This is a genomic window from Salinicola corii, assembly GCF_008298015.1.
In the GTDB taxonomy this organism is placed as follows: domain Bacteria; phylum Pseudomonadota; class Gammaproteobacteria; order Pseudomonadales; family Halomonadaceae; genus Salinicola; species Salinicola corii.
Map to the genome: position 1 here is coordinate 208881 of NZ_VTPX01000002.1, position 14298 is coordinate 223178.

The 14298-nt window shown below is 66.4% G+C and carries 13 protein-coding genes; 6 read left to right on the forward strand and 7 right to left on the reverse strand.

The features are described from left to right. The 4 genes from F0A16_RS04935 to astB all read left to right on the forward strand — a co-directional run bounded on the left by F0A16_RS04935 (position 1) and on the right by astB (position 5094). Positions 1–1095, forward strand: a complete 1095-nt coding sequence (locus F0A16_RS04935; protein ID WP_149434564.1) for an arginine N-succinyltransferase — start codon at positions 1–3, stop codon at positions 1093–1095. After that, positions 1095–2114 carry an arginine N-succinyltransferase gene (astA, locus tag F0A16_RS04940; protein WP_149434278.1) on the forward strand — a complete coding sequence of 340 codons (1020 nt, stop codon included), beginning with the start codon at positions 1095–1097 and terminating at the stop codon, positions 2112–2114. Before F0A16_RS04935 ends, astA begins: the two co-directional genes overlap by 1 nt. Before the next feature lie 152 nt (positions 2115–2266). Then, on the forward strand, positions 2267–3736 hold the full coding sequence (gene astD / locus F0A16_RS04945) for a succinylglutamate-semialdehyde dehydrogenase (protein WP_149434279.1): 1470 nt from the start codon (positions 2267–2269) through the stop codon (positions 3734–3736). Further along, positions 3733–5094, forward strand: coding sequence for an N-succinylarginine dihydrolase (astB, locus tag F0A16_RS04950; RefSeq protein ID WP_149434280.1), 1362 nt, complete (start codon positions 3733–3735; stop codon positions 5092–5094). Before astD ends, astB begins: the two co-directional genes overlap by 4 nt. A 9-nt stretch (positions 5095–5103) precedes the next feature. Here astB and F0A16_RS04955 read toward each other — a convergent pair whose 3' ends face one another. The 3 genes from F0A16_RS04955 to F0A16_RS04965 form a co-directional block, all read right to left on the reverse strand. Further along, positions 5104–6153, reverse strand: coding sequence for an SPFH domain-containing protein (locus F0A16_RS04955; RefSeq protein WP_149434281.1), 1050 nt, complete (start codon positions 6151–6153; stop codon positions 5104–5106). 5 nt (positions 6154–6158) lie between these two features. Then, positions 6159–6614, reverse strand: a complete 456-nt coding sequence (locus tag F0A16_RS04960; RefSeq protein WP_149434282.1) for a nodulation efficiency, NfeD-like protein — start codon at positions 6612–6614, stop codon at positions 6159–6161. A 188-nt stretch (positions 6615–6802) separates the two neighbouring features. After that, a complete protein-coding gene (locus F0A16_RS04965) occupies positions 6803–8002 on the reverse strand; it encodes an MFS transporter (protein ID WP_149434283.1) in 1200 nt (399 codons plus the stop codon). Between the two features lie 125 nt (positions 8003–8127). On the opposite strand from F0A16_RS04965, the gene F0A16_RS04970 reads away from it, so the two are divergent. Together F0A16_RS04970 and F0A16_RS04975 are read left to right on the forward strand one after the other, a co-directional pair. Beyond that, entirely contained in the window at positions 8128–8667 is a 540-nt protein-coding gene (locus tag F0A16_RS04970; protein ID WP_149434284.1) for a TetR/AcrR family transcriptional regulator, read from the forward strand. Positions 8668–8823: 156 nt separating this feature from the next. Next, positions 8824–10134, forward strand: coding sequence for an MFS transporter (locus F0A16_RS04975; protein ID WP_149434285.1), 1311 nt, complete (start codon positions 8824–8826; stop codon positions 10132–10134). Positions 10135–10212: 78 nt separating this feature from the next. Here F0A16_RS04975 and F0A16_RS04980 read toward each other — a convergent pair whose 3' ends face one another. The 4 genes from F0A16_RS04980 to F0A16_RS04995 all read right to left on the reverse strand — a co-directional run bounded on the left by F0A16_RS04980 (position 10213) and on the right by F0A16_RS04995 (position 14259). Continuing rightward, on the reverse strand, positions 10213–11589 hold the full coding sequence (locus F0A16_RS04980; protein ID WP_149434286.1) for an amidase: 1377 nt from the start codon (positions 11587–11589) through the stop codon (positions 10213–10215). Further along, entirely contained in the window at positions 11586–12269 is a 684-nt protein-coding gene (locus tag F0A16_RS04985; protein WP_149434287.1) for a DUF2848 domain-containing protein, read from the reverse strand. Before F0A16_RS04985 ends, F0A16_RS04980 begins: the two co-directional genes overlap by 4 nt. Before the next feature lie 71 nt (positions 12270–12340). Further along, complete coding sequence (locus tag F0A16_RS04990; RefSeq protein ID WP_149434288.1) at positions 12341–13621, reverse strand: TRAP transporter large permease; 1281 nt, start codon at positions 13619–13621, stop codon at positions 12341–12343. Then, positions 13621–14259 (reverse strand): TRAP transporter small permease subunit, encoded by a 639-nt coding sequence (locus F0A16_RS04995; protein ID WP_149434289.1) that lies wholly within the window; start codon positions 14257–14259, stop codon positions 13621–13623. The genes F0A16_RS04990 and F0A16_RS04995 overlap by 1 nt, the downstream gene beginning before the upstream one ends. Between the last annotated feature and the right edge of the window lie 39 nt (positions 14260–14298).

Here is a 14298-nt window from a genome sequence, read left to right on the forward strand (position 1 = left end):
ATGGCAGAGGGCGCGGCGCGTAGCGTCGGTCATCTGCTGGTTCGTCCGGCGCAGTCGGGCGATCTGGCCGCAATCGAACGGCTCGCCAGCGGGTCCACGCCCAAACTGACCAACCTGCCCGCCCATCGCGACCGGCTGGAGGAGCGCATTGCCCGCTCTTCCCGCTCGCTGGCGCACAATGTCGATTTTCCCGGTGACGAGCTCTACACCTTCGTGCTCGAGGATCGGGATCTGGGGGAGATTGTCGGTACCGCCAGCATCCGGGCCCAGGCGGGGGCGCAGGATGCCTATTACACGTACCGTCAGGAAACCCTGATCCACGCCTCGCAGCAGCTCAATCTGCGCCACGAGGTGCAGACACTGTCGCTCTCCCACGAGATGTCGGAAGTGTCGCTGCTATGCGCGTTGTCACTGGATTCTCGCTACCGCGGAACCAGCGCGGCTACGCTGCTACGACGGGCCCGGCTGATGTTCATTGCCCAGTATCCCGAACGCTTCGCGGAGACGCTGGGCGTCGCCTTCCCGGGCTATCTCGACGAAGTGGGCGGCTCGCCGTTCTGGGACAGTGTCGGCCGCCACTTCTTCGAGCAGGGGTACCACGAGATCAATCTGCTGGCGGGCGTGCGCTCGAAAAGCTTCATCGCCGAGGTGATGCCGCAGTTCCCGCTCTATCTGCCACTACTGACCCCGCAGGCCCGGGCGGCGATCGGGCGCGAGCATCCGGCTCACGAGCAGGCGTTGCAAGAGATGCTGGCCGAAGGGTTCGTGCGATCGCGGCATGTCGATATCTTCGACGCCGGCCCGGTGGTGAGAGGGGAACGGCAACGTCTGCATACGCTGACCCACTGCGGCTGGCACCCGGTGCGGATCCGCCCGGCGGCCTCGCTGCCGGATGCGGAGCCCGCGATGGTGGCCAATCAGCAACTGGCGGACTTTCGCTGTACCGTCGCGCGCTACGCGCTCACGCCGACCGGCCAGCTGATGCTGTCGGAAGAGCAGGCGGCGCTGCTTGGTGTCGAGGAGGGACGTGCCGTACTGGTTGCGCCGCTGGCGTTACCCAATGTCGAAGACGCGTTGGACGAGGGAGAACTGTAATGCGGCTGCGACCCATTGGGCACCACGATATCGACGAACTGCAGGCACTGGCCCAGGAGACCGGGGTCGGTTTCACCTCGCTGCCCAACAGCCGCGAATTCCTGGCGGCCAAGATCGACAACGCGGTGGCGGCCTTCGAGGGCCGCGTTCCCGAACAGGAACGACTCTACTTCTTCGTGCTCGAGGACGAGCAGAGCGGTGAACTGGCAGGCTGCTGCGCGATCGAGGCCGAGGTCGGCCGCGAGACGCCGTTCTATCACTACCGTGTCGGCAAGCTGGCCCACTCGTCGGTTCAGCTTGATCTGCATCGCACCATCGACACGCTGTTTCTGAGTTCTGACCATACCGGCGACGCCGAAGTCGCCTCGCTGTTTCTGCGTCCGGCCTATCGCCGCGATCGCAACGGCACGCTGCTCTCCAAGGCGCGCTGGCTGTTCATGGCGGAGTTTCGCGACTGTTTCCCGGCCAAGGTGCTGGCGGAAATGCGCGGCGTGTTCAGCCCTGACGGCGTCAGCCCGTTCTGGGAGAGCCTCGGCAGCCACTTCTTCCCGATGGAGTTCAAGCAGGCCGATCAGCTCACCGGGCTGGGCCAGAAGAGCTTCATCGGCGAGCTGATGCCGAAGTACCCGATCTACACGCCGTTTCTGCCCCAGGCGGCGCGGGAGTGCATCGGCCAGGTCCACGAGCACACCCGGCCCGCGCTGGAGATGCTCAAGAAGGAAGGGCTGCGCTGGGAAGGCTACATCGACATCTTCGACGGCGGCCCCACGGTCGAGGCCTATATCGACGACGTTCTGGCCATTCGCCACTCGTCCTGCGTCACGGTGGAAGTCAGCGGCGACTCTCTCGCCCAGCCCGAACGCCCCGGCTGGATGGCCGCGACCACCGGCATGAGCGACTTCCGCTGCAGCTGGATCGGTCGCGGACCCGGCGAGGACGGGGTGATCACGCTCACCATCGCGGAGGCCGAGCGGCTGGGCGTGACCAGCGGCGACGCGCTGCGGGTGCTGGAAGCTTGAGAAGACACCAGTCGGAAGAGATAAGCGCCGCTACGCGGCTAGAAGACGGCGGCGCCATGTGCCGTGAAGTTGGCAAGGAAGACGCAGGGTTTGCTTCTTTTCTCTGACCTCTTATCTCTTCCTTCTCGTTTCAGAAAAATCAGGAGCGACATATGCACGCCACACAACAACTGCTGATCGACGGTCGCTGGATCGACGGCGCCGCCACGCGTTTCGACAAGCGCGATCCTATCTCGGGCGACGTGCTGTGGCAGGCCGCGGCGGCGTCTCCCGAGCAGGTCGACGAAGCGATCGCGGCGGCGCGGCGTGCGTTCCCCGGCTGGGGGCGACGACCGTTCGCCGAGCGTCAGGCCATCGTCGAGCGCTTTCGTGACGAGCTGGAGGCCAATCGTGAACCGCTGGCCCGGAGCATCGCCCACGAGACCGGCAAGCCGATCTGGGAGGCGCGCACCGAGGTGGGCGCGATGATCGGCAAGATCGCGATCTCGCTCACCGCCTATCACGAGCGCACCGGCGAGCGCGCCCGCGACGCCGGCGGCACGCGTGCCGTGCTGCGCCATCGGCCTCACGGGGTGCTGGCGGTGTTCGGCCCCTACAACTTTCCGGGCCACCTGCCCAACGGCCATATCGTGCCGGCGCTGCTGGCGGGCAACTGCGTGGTATTCAAGCCCAGCGAGCAGACGCCGATGACCGCCGACCTGACCCTGCAGTGCTGGGAGCGGGCGGGGCTGCCCGCCGGCGTGATCGACCTGGTCCAGGGCGCGGCGGAAGTGGGGCAGGCGCTGGCGGGCAACGCCGATATCGACGGTCTGCTGTTCACCGGCAGCGCCAAGGTCGGCGGATTGCTGCATCGCCAGTTCGGCGGTCAGGTCGGCAAGATCCTGGCGCTGGAGCTGGGCGGCAACAACCCGCTGGTGGTCAAGGACGTGCGCGACCTCGATGCGGCGGTGCTGACCGTCGTGCAGTCGGCCTTCCTCTCCGGTGGCCAGCGCTGCACCTGTGCCCGTCGCCTGATCGTGCCGGAGGGCGAGGCCGGCGATCGCCTGATCGAAAAGCTCGCACGCACGCTGGCCGAACTGCGCGTGGCGGAACCGTTCAGCGAGCCGGCGCCGTTCTACGCCGGGCTGGTCAGTCCCCAGGCGGCGGAGGGGCTGCTCGATGCACAGCGCGATCTCGAGGCCCGAGGCGGGCGGGTGCTGGTACGCATGCAGTCGCTGCAGGCCGGTACCAGTCTGTTGTCACCGGGACTGGTCGACGTCACCGGCTGCGACGTGCCCGACGAGGAGCATTTCGGTCCGCTGCTCAAGATCCATCGCTACCAGCACTGGGACGAGGCGATCGAACTGGCCAACGATACCCGCTATGGGCTCTCCGCCGGCCTGATCGGCGGCGATCAGGTCGACTGGGACGACTTCCTGCTGCGGATTCGGGCCGGCATCGTCAACTGGAACCGCCAGACCACCGGCGCTTCCAGCGATGCACCGTTCGGCGGGATCGGCGACAGTGGCAACCATCGCCCCAGCGCCTACTACGCGGCGGATTATTGCGCCTATCCGGTGGCCTCGATGGAAGCGGAGACGCTGACCATGCCCACGGAGCTGCCGCCTGGGGTCGTGTTATGAGCGGCGACCTGGTGAAGGACGACGTGCTCGAGGTCAACTTCGACGGCCTGGTCGGGCCGACCCACAATTATGCCGGGCTGGCTCACGGCAACGTGGCCTCGATGCGCCATGGCGGGCTTGCGTCCAATCCGCGCGAGGCGGCGTTGCAAGGCCTGGCCAAGATGAAGTCGCTGATGGATGCCGGCTATGCCCAGGGCGTGCTGCCGCCGCAGCAGCGTCCGGATCTGGGCGCGCTGCGCTCGCTCGGTTTTTTCGGCAGCAATGCCGAGGTGCTGGCGCGGGCCGGACAAGAAGCACCGCAGATTCTGCGCGCGGTGTGTTCGGCCTCGTCGATGTGGACCGCCAATGCGGCGACGATCACGCCGAGTCCCGATGCGCCGGATGGTCGGGTGCACTTCACGCCGGCCAACCTGCAGTCGAGCTTTCATCGCTATCTCGAGCCCGAGACCACGGGCCGCGTGCTGGCCGCCATCTTCCGCGACGAGCGTCATTTCGTGCATCACGCCCAGTTGCCTGCGACGCCGGCGTTTTCCGACGAAGGCGCGGCCAATCACACCCGTTTGTGTGGCGACCCAGGGGAAGCCGGCGTGCACCTGTTCGTCTACGGCCGCCAGGCCTTCGGTGGCGGGCGTGCCCCCAAGCGCTATCCGGCCCGCCAGACGCTGGAAGCGAGCCAGGCGATCGCGCGCCAGCATGGCCTCGAGGATGCCCGGGTCGTCTTCGCCCAGCAGCACCCCGACGCCATCGATGCCGGTGTCTTCCACAACGACGTGATCGCGGTGGGCAACGGTCCGGTGCTGCTCTATCACGAGATGGCGTTTCTCGACGAAGAGAAGACGCTGGACGCGCTGCGCGCCAGGATGTCGTCGCCGCTGATACCGGTGCGGGTGCCGAGCGAGGCGATCGGACTCGAGGATGCGGTCTCGACCTATCTGTTCAACTCGCAACTGCTCTCCAATCCAGATGGCAGCATGACGTTGGTGGTACCGGGGGAGTGCCAGGAGAACGAGGCGGTATGGCGAACGATCCAGGACCTGCTGCTGGCTGGCTACAATCCGATCGGCGAGGTCACGGTCAAGGACGTCAAACAGAGCATGCGCAACGGCGGCGGCCCGGCCTGTCTGCGCCTGCGAGTGGTGCTCTCCGCTGCAGAGCGTCAGGCCTTGAGCGGCCGGGTGCTGATGAACGATGCGCTGTATGCCGATCTGGTGAGCTGGGTCGAGCGGCATTACCGCGACAGCCTGACGCCGGACGAACTGGCCGACCCGCAGCTCGCCGATGAGACACTCACGGCTTTGGACGAGTTGACCCGACTGCTGGGCATCGGCAACGTCTATCCGTTTCAACTGGCGCCGTAAACCGGCCGGTCAGCCTTGGCCGGCGGCCCCGCCGACCATCCCGCTGCGCAGGTCAGCGCTACTCGTGCGATTTCTGACATGCTGGCCCACGACATCCTCCGGTGAGCCGGCCATCTCCCGGAACATGCCCATGCTGCCGAGCAGGGCAGAGGATTCATAGGGCACGAATACGCGTTCGCCGTCCTTGGCCATGGTCGGCAGGGCCTTGATGTAGCTTTGGCCGAGCAGATAGCCCACCACGGTACGCTTGTTCTCTTCGCTCTCGCCGATGGCATTGAGCACCAGCTTGATCGATTCCTGCTCGCCCTGGGCGCGCAGGATCGCGGACTGCTTGTCGCCCTCGGCGTTGAGGATCGACGATTCGCGCTGACCCTGCGCCATGGCGATGGCAGCGGATTTTTCGCCTTCGGCTTCGGTCACGGTGGCGCGGCGCTTGCGCTCGGCGGCCATCTGCAGGCGCATGGCGCTCTCCACCTCTTCCGGCATGGCGATGTCCTGCACCTCGACGCGGGAAATCTTCACCCCCCACTTGGAGGCCGGCTCTTCCATGGCGGACTGGATTGCGTTGTTGACCTCGGCACGCGACTCGAACAGCTTGTCGAGCTCCATCTTGCCCACCACCGAACGCAGCGTGGTCTTGGCCAGCACCTCGACGGCCTGGCTCATGTTGGCGACTTCGTAGACGGCCCGCTTGGGGTCGATGATCTGATAGTAGAGTGCGCCGTTGATGGTGACCGTCACGTTGTCGGTGGTCACCACCGGCTGGCCGGGAAAGTCCATCACCGTCTCGCGGCGATCGATGCGGATCTCGTCGGTGGCGATGGGATAATACTCTTCGCCCTGCTTGCGGTAGCGGATCATGCTGATGGCGCGAGGCTGTTCGATGAACGGGATGATGAAGTTGATTCCGCTCTCGAGCAGCCGGTTGAAGGAGCCCAATCGCTCCACGACCATCACCTCCGACTGGCGAACGATCACCAGTCCCTTGACGATGAGCAGCACGCCGATGGCGACGATGATCAGGCTGAGGATCAGCCCCGGGCTGGCGAAGATATCCATATACGTTACTCCGGTGGGCGTTTCAGCGTCACGATGGCTTCGGTACCGTCGAAACGCTGAAAGATGACCGGGCTGCCCAAAGGCAGTTCGGTCGTGTCGGTATCGGCGACTCTCAGTCGATAGAAATCGCCGTTGATCTTGATGCCGCTGGCGCCATCGAAATCGCGCTTGAGCGTGCGGTATTCGTTGCCCTTCTCGACGCCGGTGCCCGTGGTGCCGTAGTCGACGCCCGGCGGCGAGAATCGGGGGCGGATCACCCGGATGACCACCGGCAGCAGCACGCCGGCGACGAGTCCCAGACCCAGCAGTTGCCAGGTCATCGAGGCACCCAGCCAGGCCAGCAGCGCCGCGGTGGCGGCAGCGATCGCTAGCGCCAGCAGTACCAGCGCGCCGGAAGCCAGCTCCGCCAGCCCCAGCAGCAGTGCGACGGCCAGCCAGACATAAGCCACGTTCCAGTCCATGTCGGTCCTCGGTGATCGATTCGGGAGGAAACTTCTCGAGGTCGGCAATCGATGGTTGACAGCGGATCCGGTCTCGTCACCCCTGTCGCGGAGCACCCCAGGATTTTGCCTGCATCGGACAGGTCAGCGTATCAGAGATCGCCGCTGCGAGAGATAAGCGTTTTCCGCCGGAACGTCCTCGAGGGCGGTCAGTCCTCTCCCAGCTTGACCATCCTGGGCCGGCCGATCAGCATGCCGGCTACGCTCTGGCCGGCGAGCAGCACGATCAGGAAGATCAACGACAGCTGCCAGTCGCCGCTCAGTCCGTGCAGTGCGCCGAACAGCAGCGGCCCGCTGGCGCCCATCAGGTAGCCGATGCTCTGGGACATGCCCGAGAGCATCGCGGCGTGCTGGGGTTGTCTCGTTCGCAGCACGATCATGGTCAGCGCGAAGCTGAAGCAGCCGCCCTGGCCGGCGCCCAGTAACAGCGCCCATAGCAGCGGCGAGGCAGTCGGTGCCAGCAGCAGCCCGAGCAGGGCCAGCGCCACCAGCGAGCAGAGACCGAGCACCAGCAGGCTGTGATGGGCCAGCCGCGAGGCCAGTCGGGCGACGATGTAGCTGCCCGGGATACTGGTGAAGTTGATCAGCGACAGCATGATGCCGGCGGTCGCCTCGGGCACGCCGGCCTGGATCGCCACCGCCGGCACCCACGTCTGCAGCGTGTAGAAGCTCAGCGACTGGGCGCCCATGAACAGCGTCAACGTCCACGCCACCGGGCTGCGGAACAGTCGCGACATCGGCGGCCGCCGTGTAGCGGCCGATTGCTCGGGCCCCAGCGAGAGCGCCACGCGCCACCACACGATGGCGGATCCTATCCCGAAGGCGGCCCACAGCCAGATCGGGGTGGACCAGCTTCCCGACAGGTTCATCAACGGAATGGCGCTGCCGGCGCTGATCGTGGCGCCGACCCCCATCATCACCGTGTAGAGCCCCATGGTGCGGCCCAGGCGGTCGCCGCGATCGCGTTTGACCAGGCTCGGCATGAACACGTTGCCGAAGGCGATACCCATCCCCGCGCACAGCGTGCCGAGCAGCATGACCGTCAGACTCTCGACGCCGCGCATCACGCCGCCGATGGCGATCAGCGTGATCGCGCAGGCGATGGCACGATCGAGGCCGACGCGGTCGGCGAAACCCGGCGCCAGCGGCGAGAGCAGGCCGAAGCAGAGAATCATCCCGGTGGTGAAGAGGCTCGCCGTACCGGCACCGATGGCCAGTGTCCCCATGATCGGTTCGAGCACCGGCCCGATCACCACGACCGGTGCACGCAGATTGATCGCCGCCAGGCCGAAGGCGACGAGCCACAGCCAGGCCGGTAGCGGGGGACGGGGGATCGGGGCTGACGACACAGGTAGCGACTCTCCGAAGGACGGGACCGCATCTTAGCATCGATGAAGGCGCCGGCGGACAGGGTTGCGCTCCGTCGTCGAGATGTCGGTTTGCATGTGTAAAATGATCGTTTTACACTCTCGACATGGATATTCGCACACGACTCATTTCGACCGCCGAGCAGCTCTTCGACCGCCACGGCTTCACCGCCACCGGCATGGACCGGCTGACCCAGGCCGCCGGCATCTCGAGCCGCACCCTCTACAAGCATGTCGGCAGCAAGAACGGCCTGATGGCCGCGGTCCTGAACGAGCGCGACCGTCGCTTTCATCGGCTCGTTAGCGGTGACAGCGTCGATGCGCTGTTCGGCGCGCTGGAAACCTGGTTCGCCGAGGAGGGCGCAAGAGGATGCCTGTTCCTGCGAGCCTGGGGGGAAACCGGTGGCAACGTGCAGGAAATCGCCGAGGCGATGGCCCGGCACAAGGATCGCCTGCGGCAACGCATCGAGGGCATCGTCGTGGTGGAGATCGGCCGCCCCGATGACGAACTGGCTGAAGCGATCCTGCTGCTGTTCGAGGGCGCCACCCATGCGGCGACCTACCGGGGTGGGGCCGCCGTCGATGGCGCTCGGCGCGCCGCACGGCGCCTGATCGAGGGCGCACGCACCCAAGGGCTCTCGTCCTGACGCAGCCAAGCATGACCTGACACGACCCTGATCCGATTCTCCGGCCCAAGACCGGCGGATTCGTCTCGGCTGTGAGGAAAACGATCATTTTACATCAAGGGCGTCGTCTCGCGGCCTTGCTGCCGCCCGACACGCCAGCCAAAAAAGGATCCTGATATGACCCGCCAAGAACGTCGACTCGTCGTTGCCGGCACCATGCTGATTGGCGTGAGCTACGGATTGGCCCGCTTCGCCTACGGGCTCTTCCTGCCCAGCATGCGTGAGGATGTCGGAATGAGTTCGGCCATGGCCGGTGCCATCGGGAGCGGTGCCTATCTCGGCTACTGTCTCGCCATCGTGGTCAGCGCGCTGCTGGTGGAACGCCTCGGCGCTCGGCGAGTGGCCGTCATCGCCGCCCTGATCGCGGCGGTGGGCATGGCGGCCATCTCCGTCAGCACCAGCGCGCCTTGGCTGGCCGGCGCCATTCTGCTGGCGGGTGCCAGTACCGGGCTGGCATCGCCGCCCATGGCCCAGGCCGTCTCCGTCACCATCGTCAACGTCCACCAGGGGCGTGCCAACACCGTCATCAACGCCGGTACCAGCCTGGGTGTCGCGATCTCCGGCCCGGTGGCCTTTGCCGCCACCGGACAATGGCGGATCGCCTACGCGGCCTTTGCCGTCGCCGCGCTGGTGAATGCACTGCTGCTGTCGATCAGCGTGCCGCGAGCGGATGCCGGCGATCGTCGATCGGATCCACTGAAAAAAGGTCGCGGTGCCGGTATCTGGCGCTCCCACGTGGCGGTGCTGGTCCTGGCTGCCGTCGGCATGGGCATGGCCAGTGCCGCCTACTGGACCTTCTCGAGCGAGGCCGTGGTCACGTTGGGGCACTTCGATCAGGCGACGGCCAATATCGTCTGGATTCTGATCGGCGTTGCCGGCTTGGCTGGCGGGCTGGCGGGTGATCTGGTCAAGCGTCTCGGTCTCGATGTCGTCCATCGCGGCGCGCTCGCTGCGCTGGCGCTCTCGCTCTGCCTGCTCGCCATGCTGCCCTTCAGCCTGCCGGCGCTGCTCGTCTCGGCCGCGCTCTTCGGTGGCGCCTACATCATGCTTACCGGCGTCTATCTCGTGTGGGGCATCCGGCTCTACGCGGATCGGCCCGCCATTGGCCTTGGGCTGCCGTTTCTGATGATTGCCGTGGGACAGATCGTCGGTTCGCCGCTGGCCGGCTATCTGATCGGCGGCCAGGGATACGCCTTCTGCTTCATCGCCTTTGCTCTGATCGCGGTGACGACGATGCTGGCGGGGTACCGCGCGGACGGGCAGAAGCGTGCCGACACTCGCCCGCCGGTGGCATTGAAAGGCATGCCGGTGTCATCGCGCCCGCCGATCCCGCCGTTCTACATGCCGGCGATGCCGCCGCTGGGGTTGATCGACAAGATTGGCCGGAAACTGAACGCCCGGCTCGGCGCCGGCACCGACCGGCGCTGAGCGATCGAGAGACCCCATGGCCTGGGGGCCTTCTACACCACCGGCGAGCGCGCCCTGGCGCGACCGATTGCCGGGGGATCAGGCTTGCAACATTGCTTCCACCACGCCGGCGTGCTGCAGCAGCGCGGCGTCGTCACCCCCGGGGCGCGACAGCATCAGGCCGATAGGCAGTTCGGCGCCGGTCGCGAAGTAGGGCAGCGAGATCGAGGCCGCGTCGAGATAGTTGAAGACGCTGGTGTTGCGCAGGGCCAGCCGATTCGCCCGCTGGAACGCGGCGGCATCGTTCTCGAGTTCGGCTCGCTTTGGCGGCAACGTCGCTACCGTCGGCAGCAGTACGGCGTCGAAGCCGGCCATCTCGGCCGCAAAGCGCCGCTGCCAGCCGGCCCGCGGCCACAGGCGCTGAAGATAATCGGCGGCACTGATGTCCCGGCCGCCCTTCAGACGCTCGGCGATCAGCGGATCGTATTCGGCTTCCGCACGCCCGAGCTGCTCGCGATGCAGCGCTGCCGCTTCCGGCACCACCAGTCCACCCTGCCGGTTGATCGCCAGCGCAGCGTCGATGGCCGCGAACGGCAGACGCTCGACGTGACACCCACTGGCTTCGAGGACAGCGACGGCCGCCTCGAAGCCGTCGCGAACCGCGTCATCGAGCTCGCTCATCAGGCCGCCTTCGGCGATCGCCAGCCGCAGCGGTCGCGGCGTGGCATCCAGGGCCGGCAGCGGCCGCTCGGCCAGAATCGACCATAGGCTTGCGCAGCACGCGACGCTGGGCGCGATGGGGCCGACGCAGTCGAGACTCGGCGCGAGCGGGTAGGCGCCTTCGGCCGGTACGGCTTGCTGACTCGGCTTGAAGCCGGTCAGGCCGCAGAAGGCGGCGGGGATCCGCAGCGAACCGCCGGTGTCGCTGCCCAGCGTGGCGGCGGCGAGGCCAAAGGCGACCGACGCGGCACCGCCGGAGGTCGAGCCGCCGGTGATGCGCTCGGCATCGAACGGATTGGGCGGCGTGCCGTAGTGCCGGTTGAGCCCGAGTCCGGAGAACGCGAATTCGCTCATGTTGGTGCGCCCGGTCAGCAGCGCGCCGGCATGGCGCAGACGCTGGACCGCGGGCGCATCGTCGCGGGCGGGCGGGCTGTCACCCAGCACGCGGGAGCCGGCTTTGGTCACTTCGCCCCGAACATCGAACAGATCCTTGATGCTGATCGGCAGGCCGGCCAGGGATTCGGTGGGATCGAGGTGCGCCAGCCGGTCGCGCAGCTTGTCGGCACTGAATTCGATGAAGGCCGTGGCGGCGACGTCGGCCTGTGACTGGGCCCGCTCGATCAGCGCCTCGAGCGCCTGGGCGGGGATGAAGTCGCCGCCGTCGATCGCCGCCTGCCAGTCGGTCAGACGGCGTTGGCGGGGAGGGCGGTTCCAGAACGCTGGCGCGGCATCCTGTGGCGTCTCTGGTGAGCTCATTGCGCGACCTCGAGTTCGATGACGGTGTAGGCGTGGCTCAGACGACGGTCGAGGACCGGGTCGTTGAGCGTCATCGAGAAGCGCGGGCTGGGCCGGATGCCGCCGATGGCAGGCACGGTACCGCACAGCAGCAGCGTGTTGGGTTCCAGCGATTCGCCTTGCTTGAGCGCGGCGGGCAGTTTGGCCAGCAGCGTCTCGACATCCAGCAGCTCGGCCAGCGTGCCTTTTTGATAGGTGACGGTCTGGCCGTTCTCGTCGATCCGGCTTTCGAGCTCCAGCGAATCCCAGTGATCGCGGATCTCGTCCCATGGCCAGGCCCGAGTGGCGACCGGCTTGGCGCAGAGCTGCTTGGATTCGGCCACGCCCACGGCTTCCAGCTTGCGATCGGTGTGGTCGGAGGCGAGCGTCACCCACAGCCGGCCGTCGCCATCGCTGATCAGACAGACTTCGGCTTCGCCGGAGCCCTCGCCGCCGAGCATCTCGACGTTTTCCGCCTGGGTCAGCAGTTGGGCGCTGGCGCGGTAGAACAGCGGCACGCTGGACGGCGGCTTGACGCCGATGGCGGCCAGCTCCTCGATATGGTGCTGGACACCGGCCTGATCGCGGCCGGCCCAGCCGGCGATGGCCAGGCGTTGCGGGGTGACGCTGAGGGAGCCTTGGGGCGTTTCGAAAGTCAGCATGAGCGGTTCCTGAATTGTCGTTGGATCGGAAGTCGGCGTCGGGTGTTGCTGTTCATGGATGAAGCGACGAATCAGAGCGAGTTCGGCAGCCACAGGGCGATGTCGGGGAACAGGATCAGCAGCACGGCCATCACGACCATGGCGGCGATGAACGGCAGCGTACCGATGATCACGTCGGAGAACGGCTTGCCGCGCCGGGATGCCTGGACGATGTAGAGGTTGAGCCCCACCGGCGGTGTGATCAGCGCCATCTCGACGAACAGGATCATCACCACGCCGAACCACACCTTGTCGAAGCCGGCGGCGAACAGCAGCGGCGCGATGATCGGCAGCGTGATCACCATCATCGACAGCGTCTCGATGAAGAAACCGAGAACCACCAGTAGTGCCAGCACGCAGAGCAGCAGCGCCATCGGTGACAGGTCCAGTTGCGTCAGCAGCTGCGTCAGCTGGTTGGAAAGACCCGCCGAGGCGAGCGCGAAGTTGAGAAACGAGGCCGCCAGCATGATGAACAGAATCATCGAGGTGGTGCGCACGCTGTTGTCGAGCGCTTCGGTCAGCATGTGCCAGTCCAGCCGGCGATTGAACGCGGCGAGGATCAGCGCGACCACCACGCCGATGGCGGCGGCTTCGGTGGGCGTCGCCCAGCCGGTGTAGATCGAGCCGACGATGGCGACGAACAGGATCAGCAGCGGCAGCAGGAACTTCAGATGACGCAGGCGCTCCGGCCAGCTCGAGTGACTGCGTGGCCCCCCGAGCGATGGCTTGACAGCGCAGAACAGGATTGCCGTCAGCATGAACAGGCCGGTCAACAGCAGCCCCGGCAGCAGCCCGGCAACGAACAGCTTGGGGATCGAGGTCTCGGTCAGAAAGCCGTAGACGATCAGGTTGATCGAGGGCGGGATCAGGATCCCCAGCGTGCCGCCGGCGGCGATGCTGCCGCAGAAGAGCCGCGGGTGATAGCCGAGCTTGTCGCCCTGGGGCAGCGCCACGGTGGAGATCGTCGCGGCGGTGGCCACCGACGATCCAGAGGTCGCCGAGAACAGCATCGAGGTCATCACGTTAGCATGCAGCAGACCGCCGGGCAGCCAGGAGAGCCAGTGATCCATGGCGCGATAGGCGCGTTCGGCGATGCCCGCGCGCACGATGATTTCGCCCATCAGCACGAACAGCGGAATCGCAATGAGCAGAAAGGAGTCGGCCGCCGACCACAGATTCTGGCCGAGCGCCCGCATCAGCGGGAAGAACGAGAAGAACTGATCGACGCCGAAGGCGAGCAGGAACAGCGCAATGGCGACCGGAATGCCGGTCAGCAGCAACGCCAGAATGCCGATGGAGAGATAGGCAAGCATCAGGATTTTCCTCCTGCCGCGGCGTTGTCGCGCTCGCTGGCCTCGAGCTGGTTGGTTTCGAGTGGTGCGGCCTCGAGCGGGTCGGCGTCGTGGCCCATGCCGATCAGCGCCCGAATCGTAGCGCTATCGCCGCCGATCGCCGCCAGCAGGGCGCGAATCGCGAGCACCGCCGCTGCAAGGGCAAACCAGGTGTAGCCCAACACCCAGACCAACTGCGGTATCCACAGCGGCGTCGACAGTGGCGTATTGGCGGTGGTGTGGTTGGAGAGTGACCCCGAGAACACCGGCCAGGCGTGGATGACGATCATCCAGCCGACCAGATTGACGGCGAGTATCGAGAGCAGATCGAGCGCTGCACGGGCGGCGATCGGCAGCTTCGAGTAGCCGACATCGATGCGGATATGGGCACGTTCGACCAGCGTGTGTGAGAGCCCCCAGGCCGAAAGAACGGCGAGGACATAACCGGCATACTCCTGGACGCCTTCGAAGGAGCGGCCCAGCAGTTTGCGACTGACCACTTCCATGATGACCATGACCACGACGGCCAGTAGCAGCAGACCGATGAGCCGAGCGGCCCAGCGCGAGATTTGACGGACGGCGCCCACGAGGGCGTCGACCAGAGAGACGAGAGTGAGCATGTTGACTACCTGCAGGCGGCTGAGATCGGGTGTCTAGGG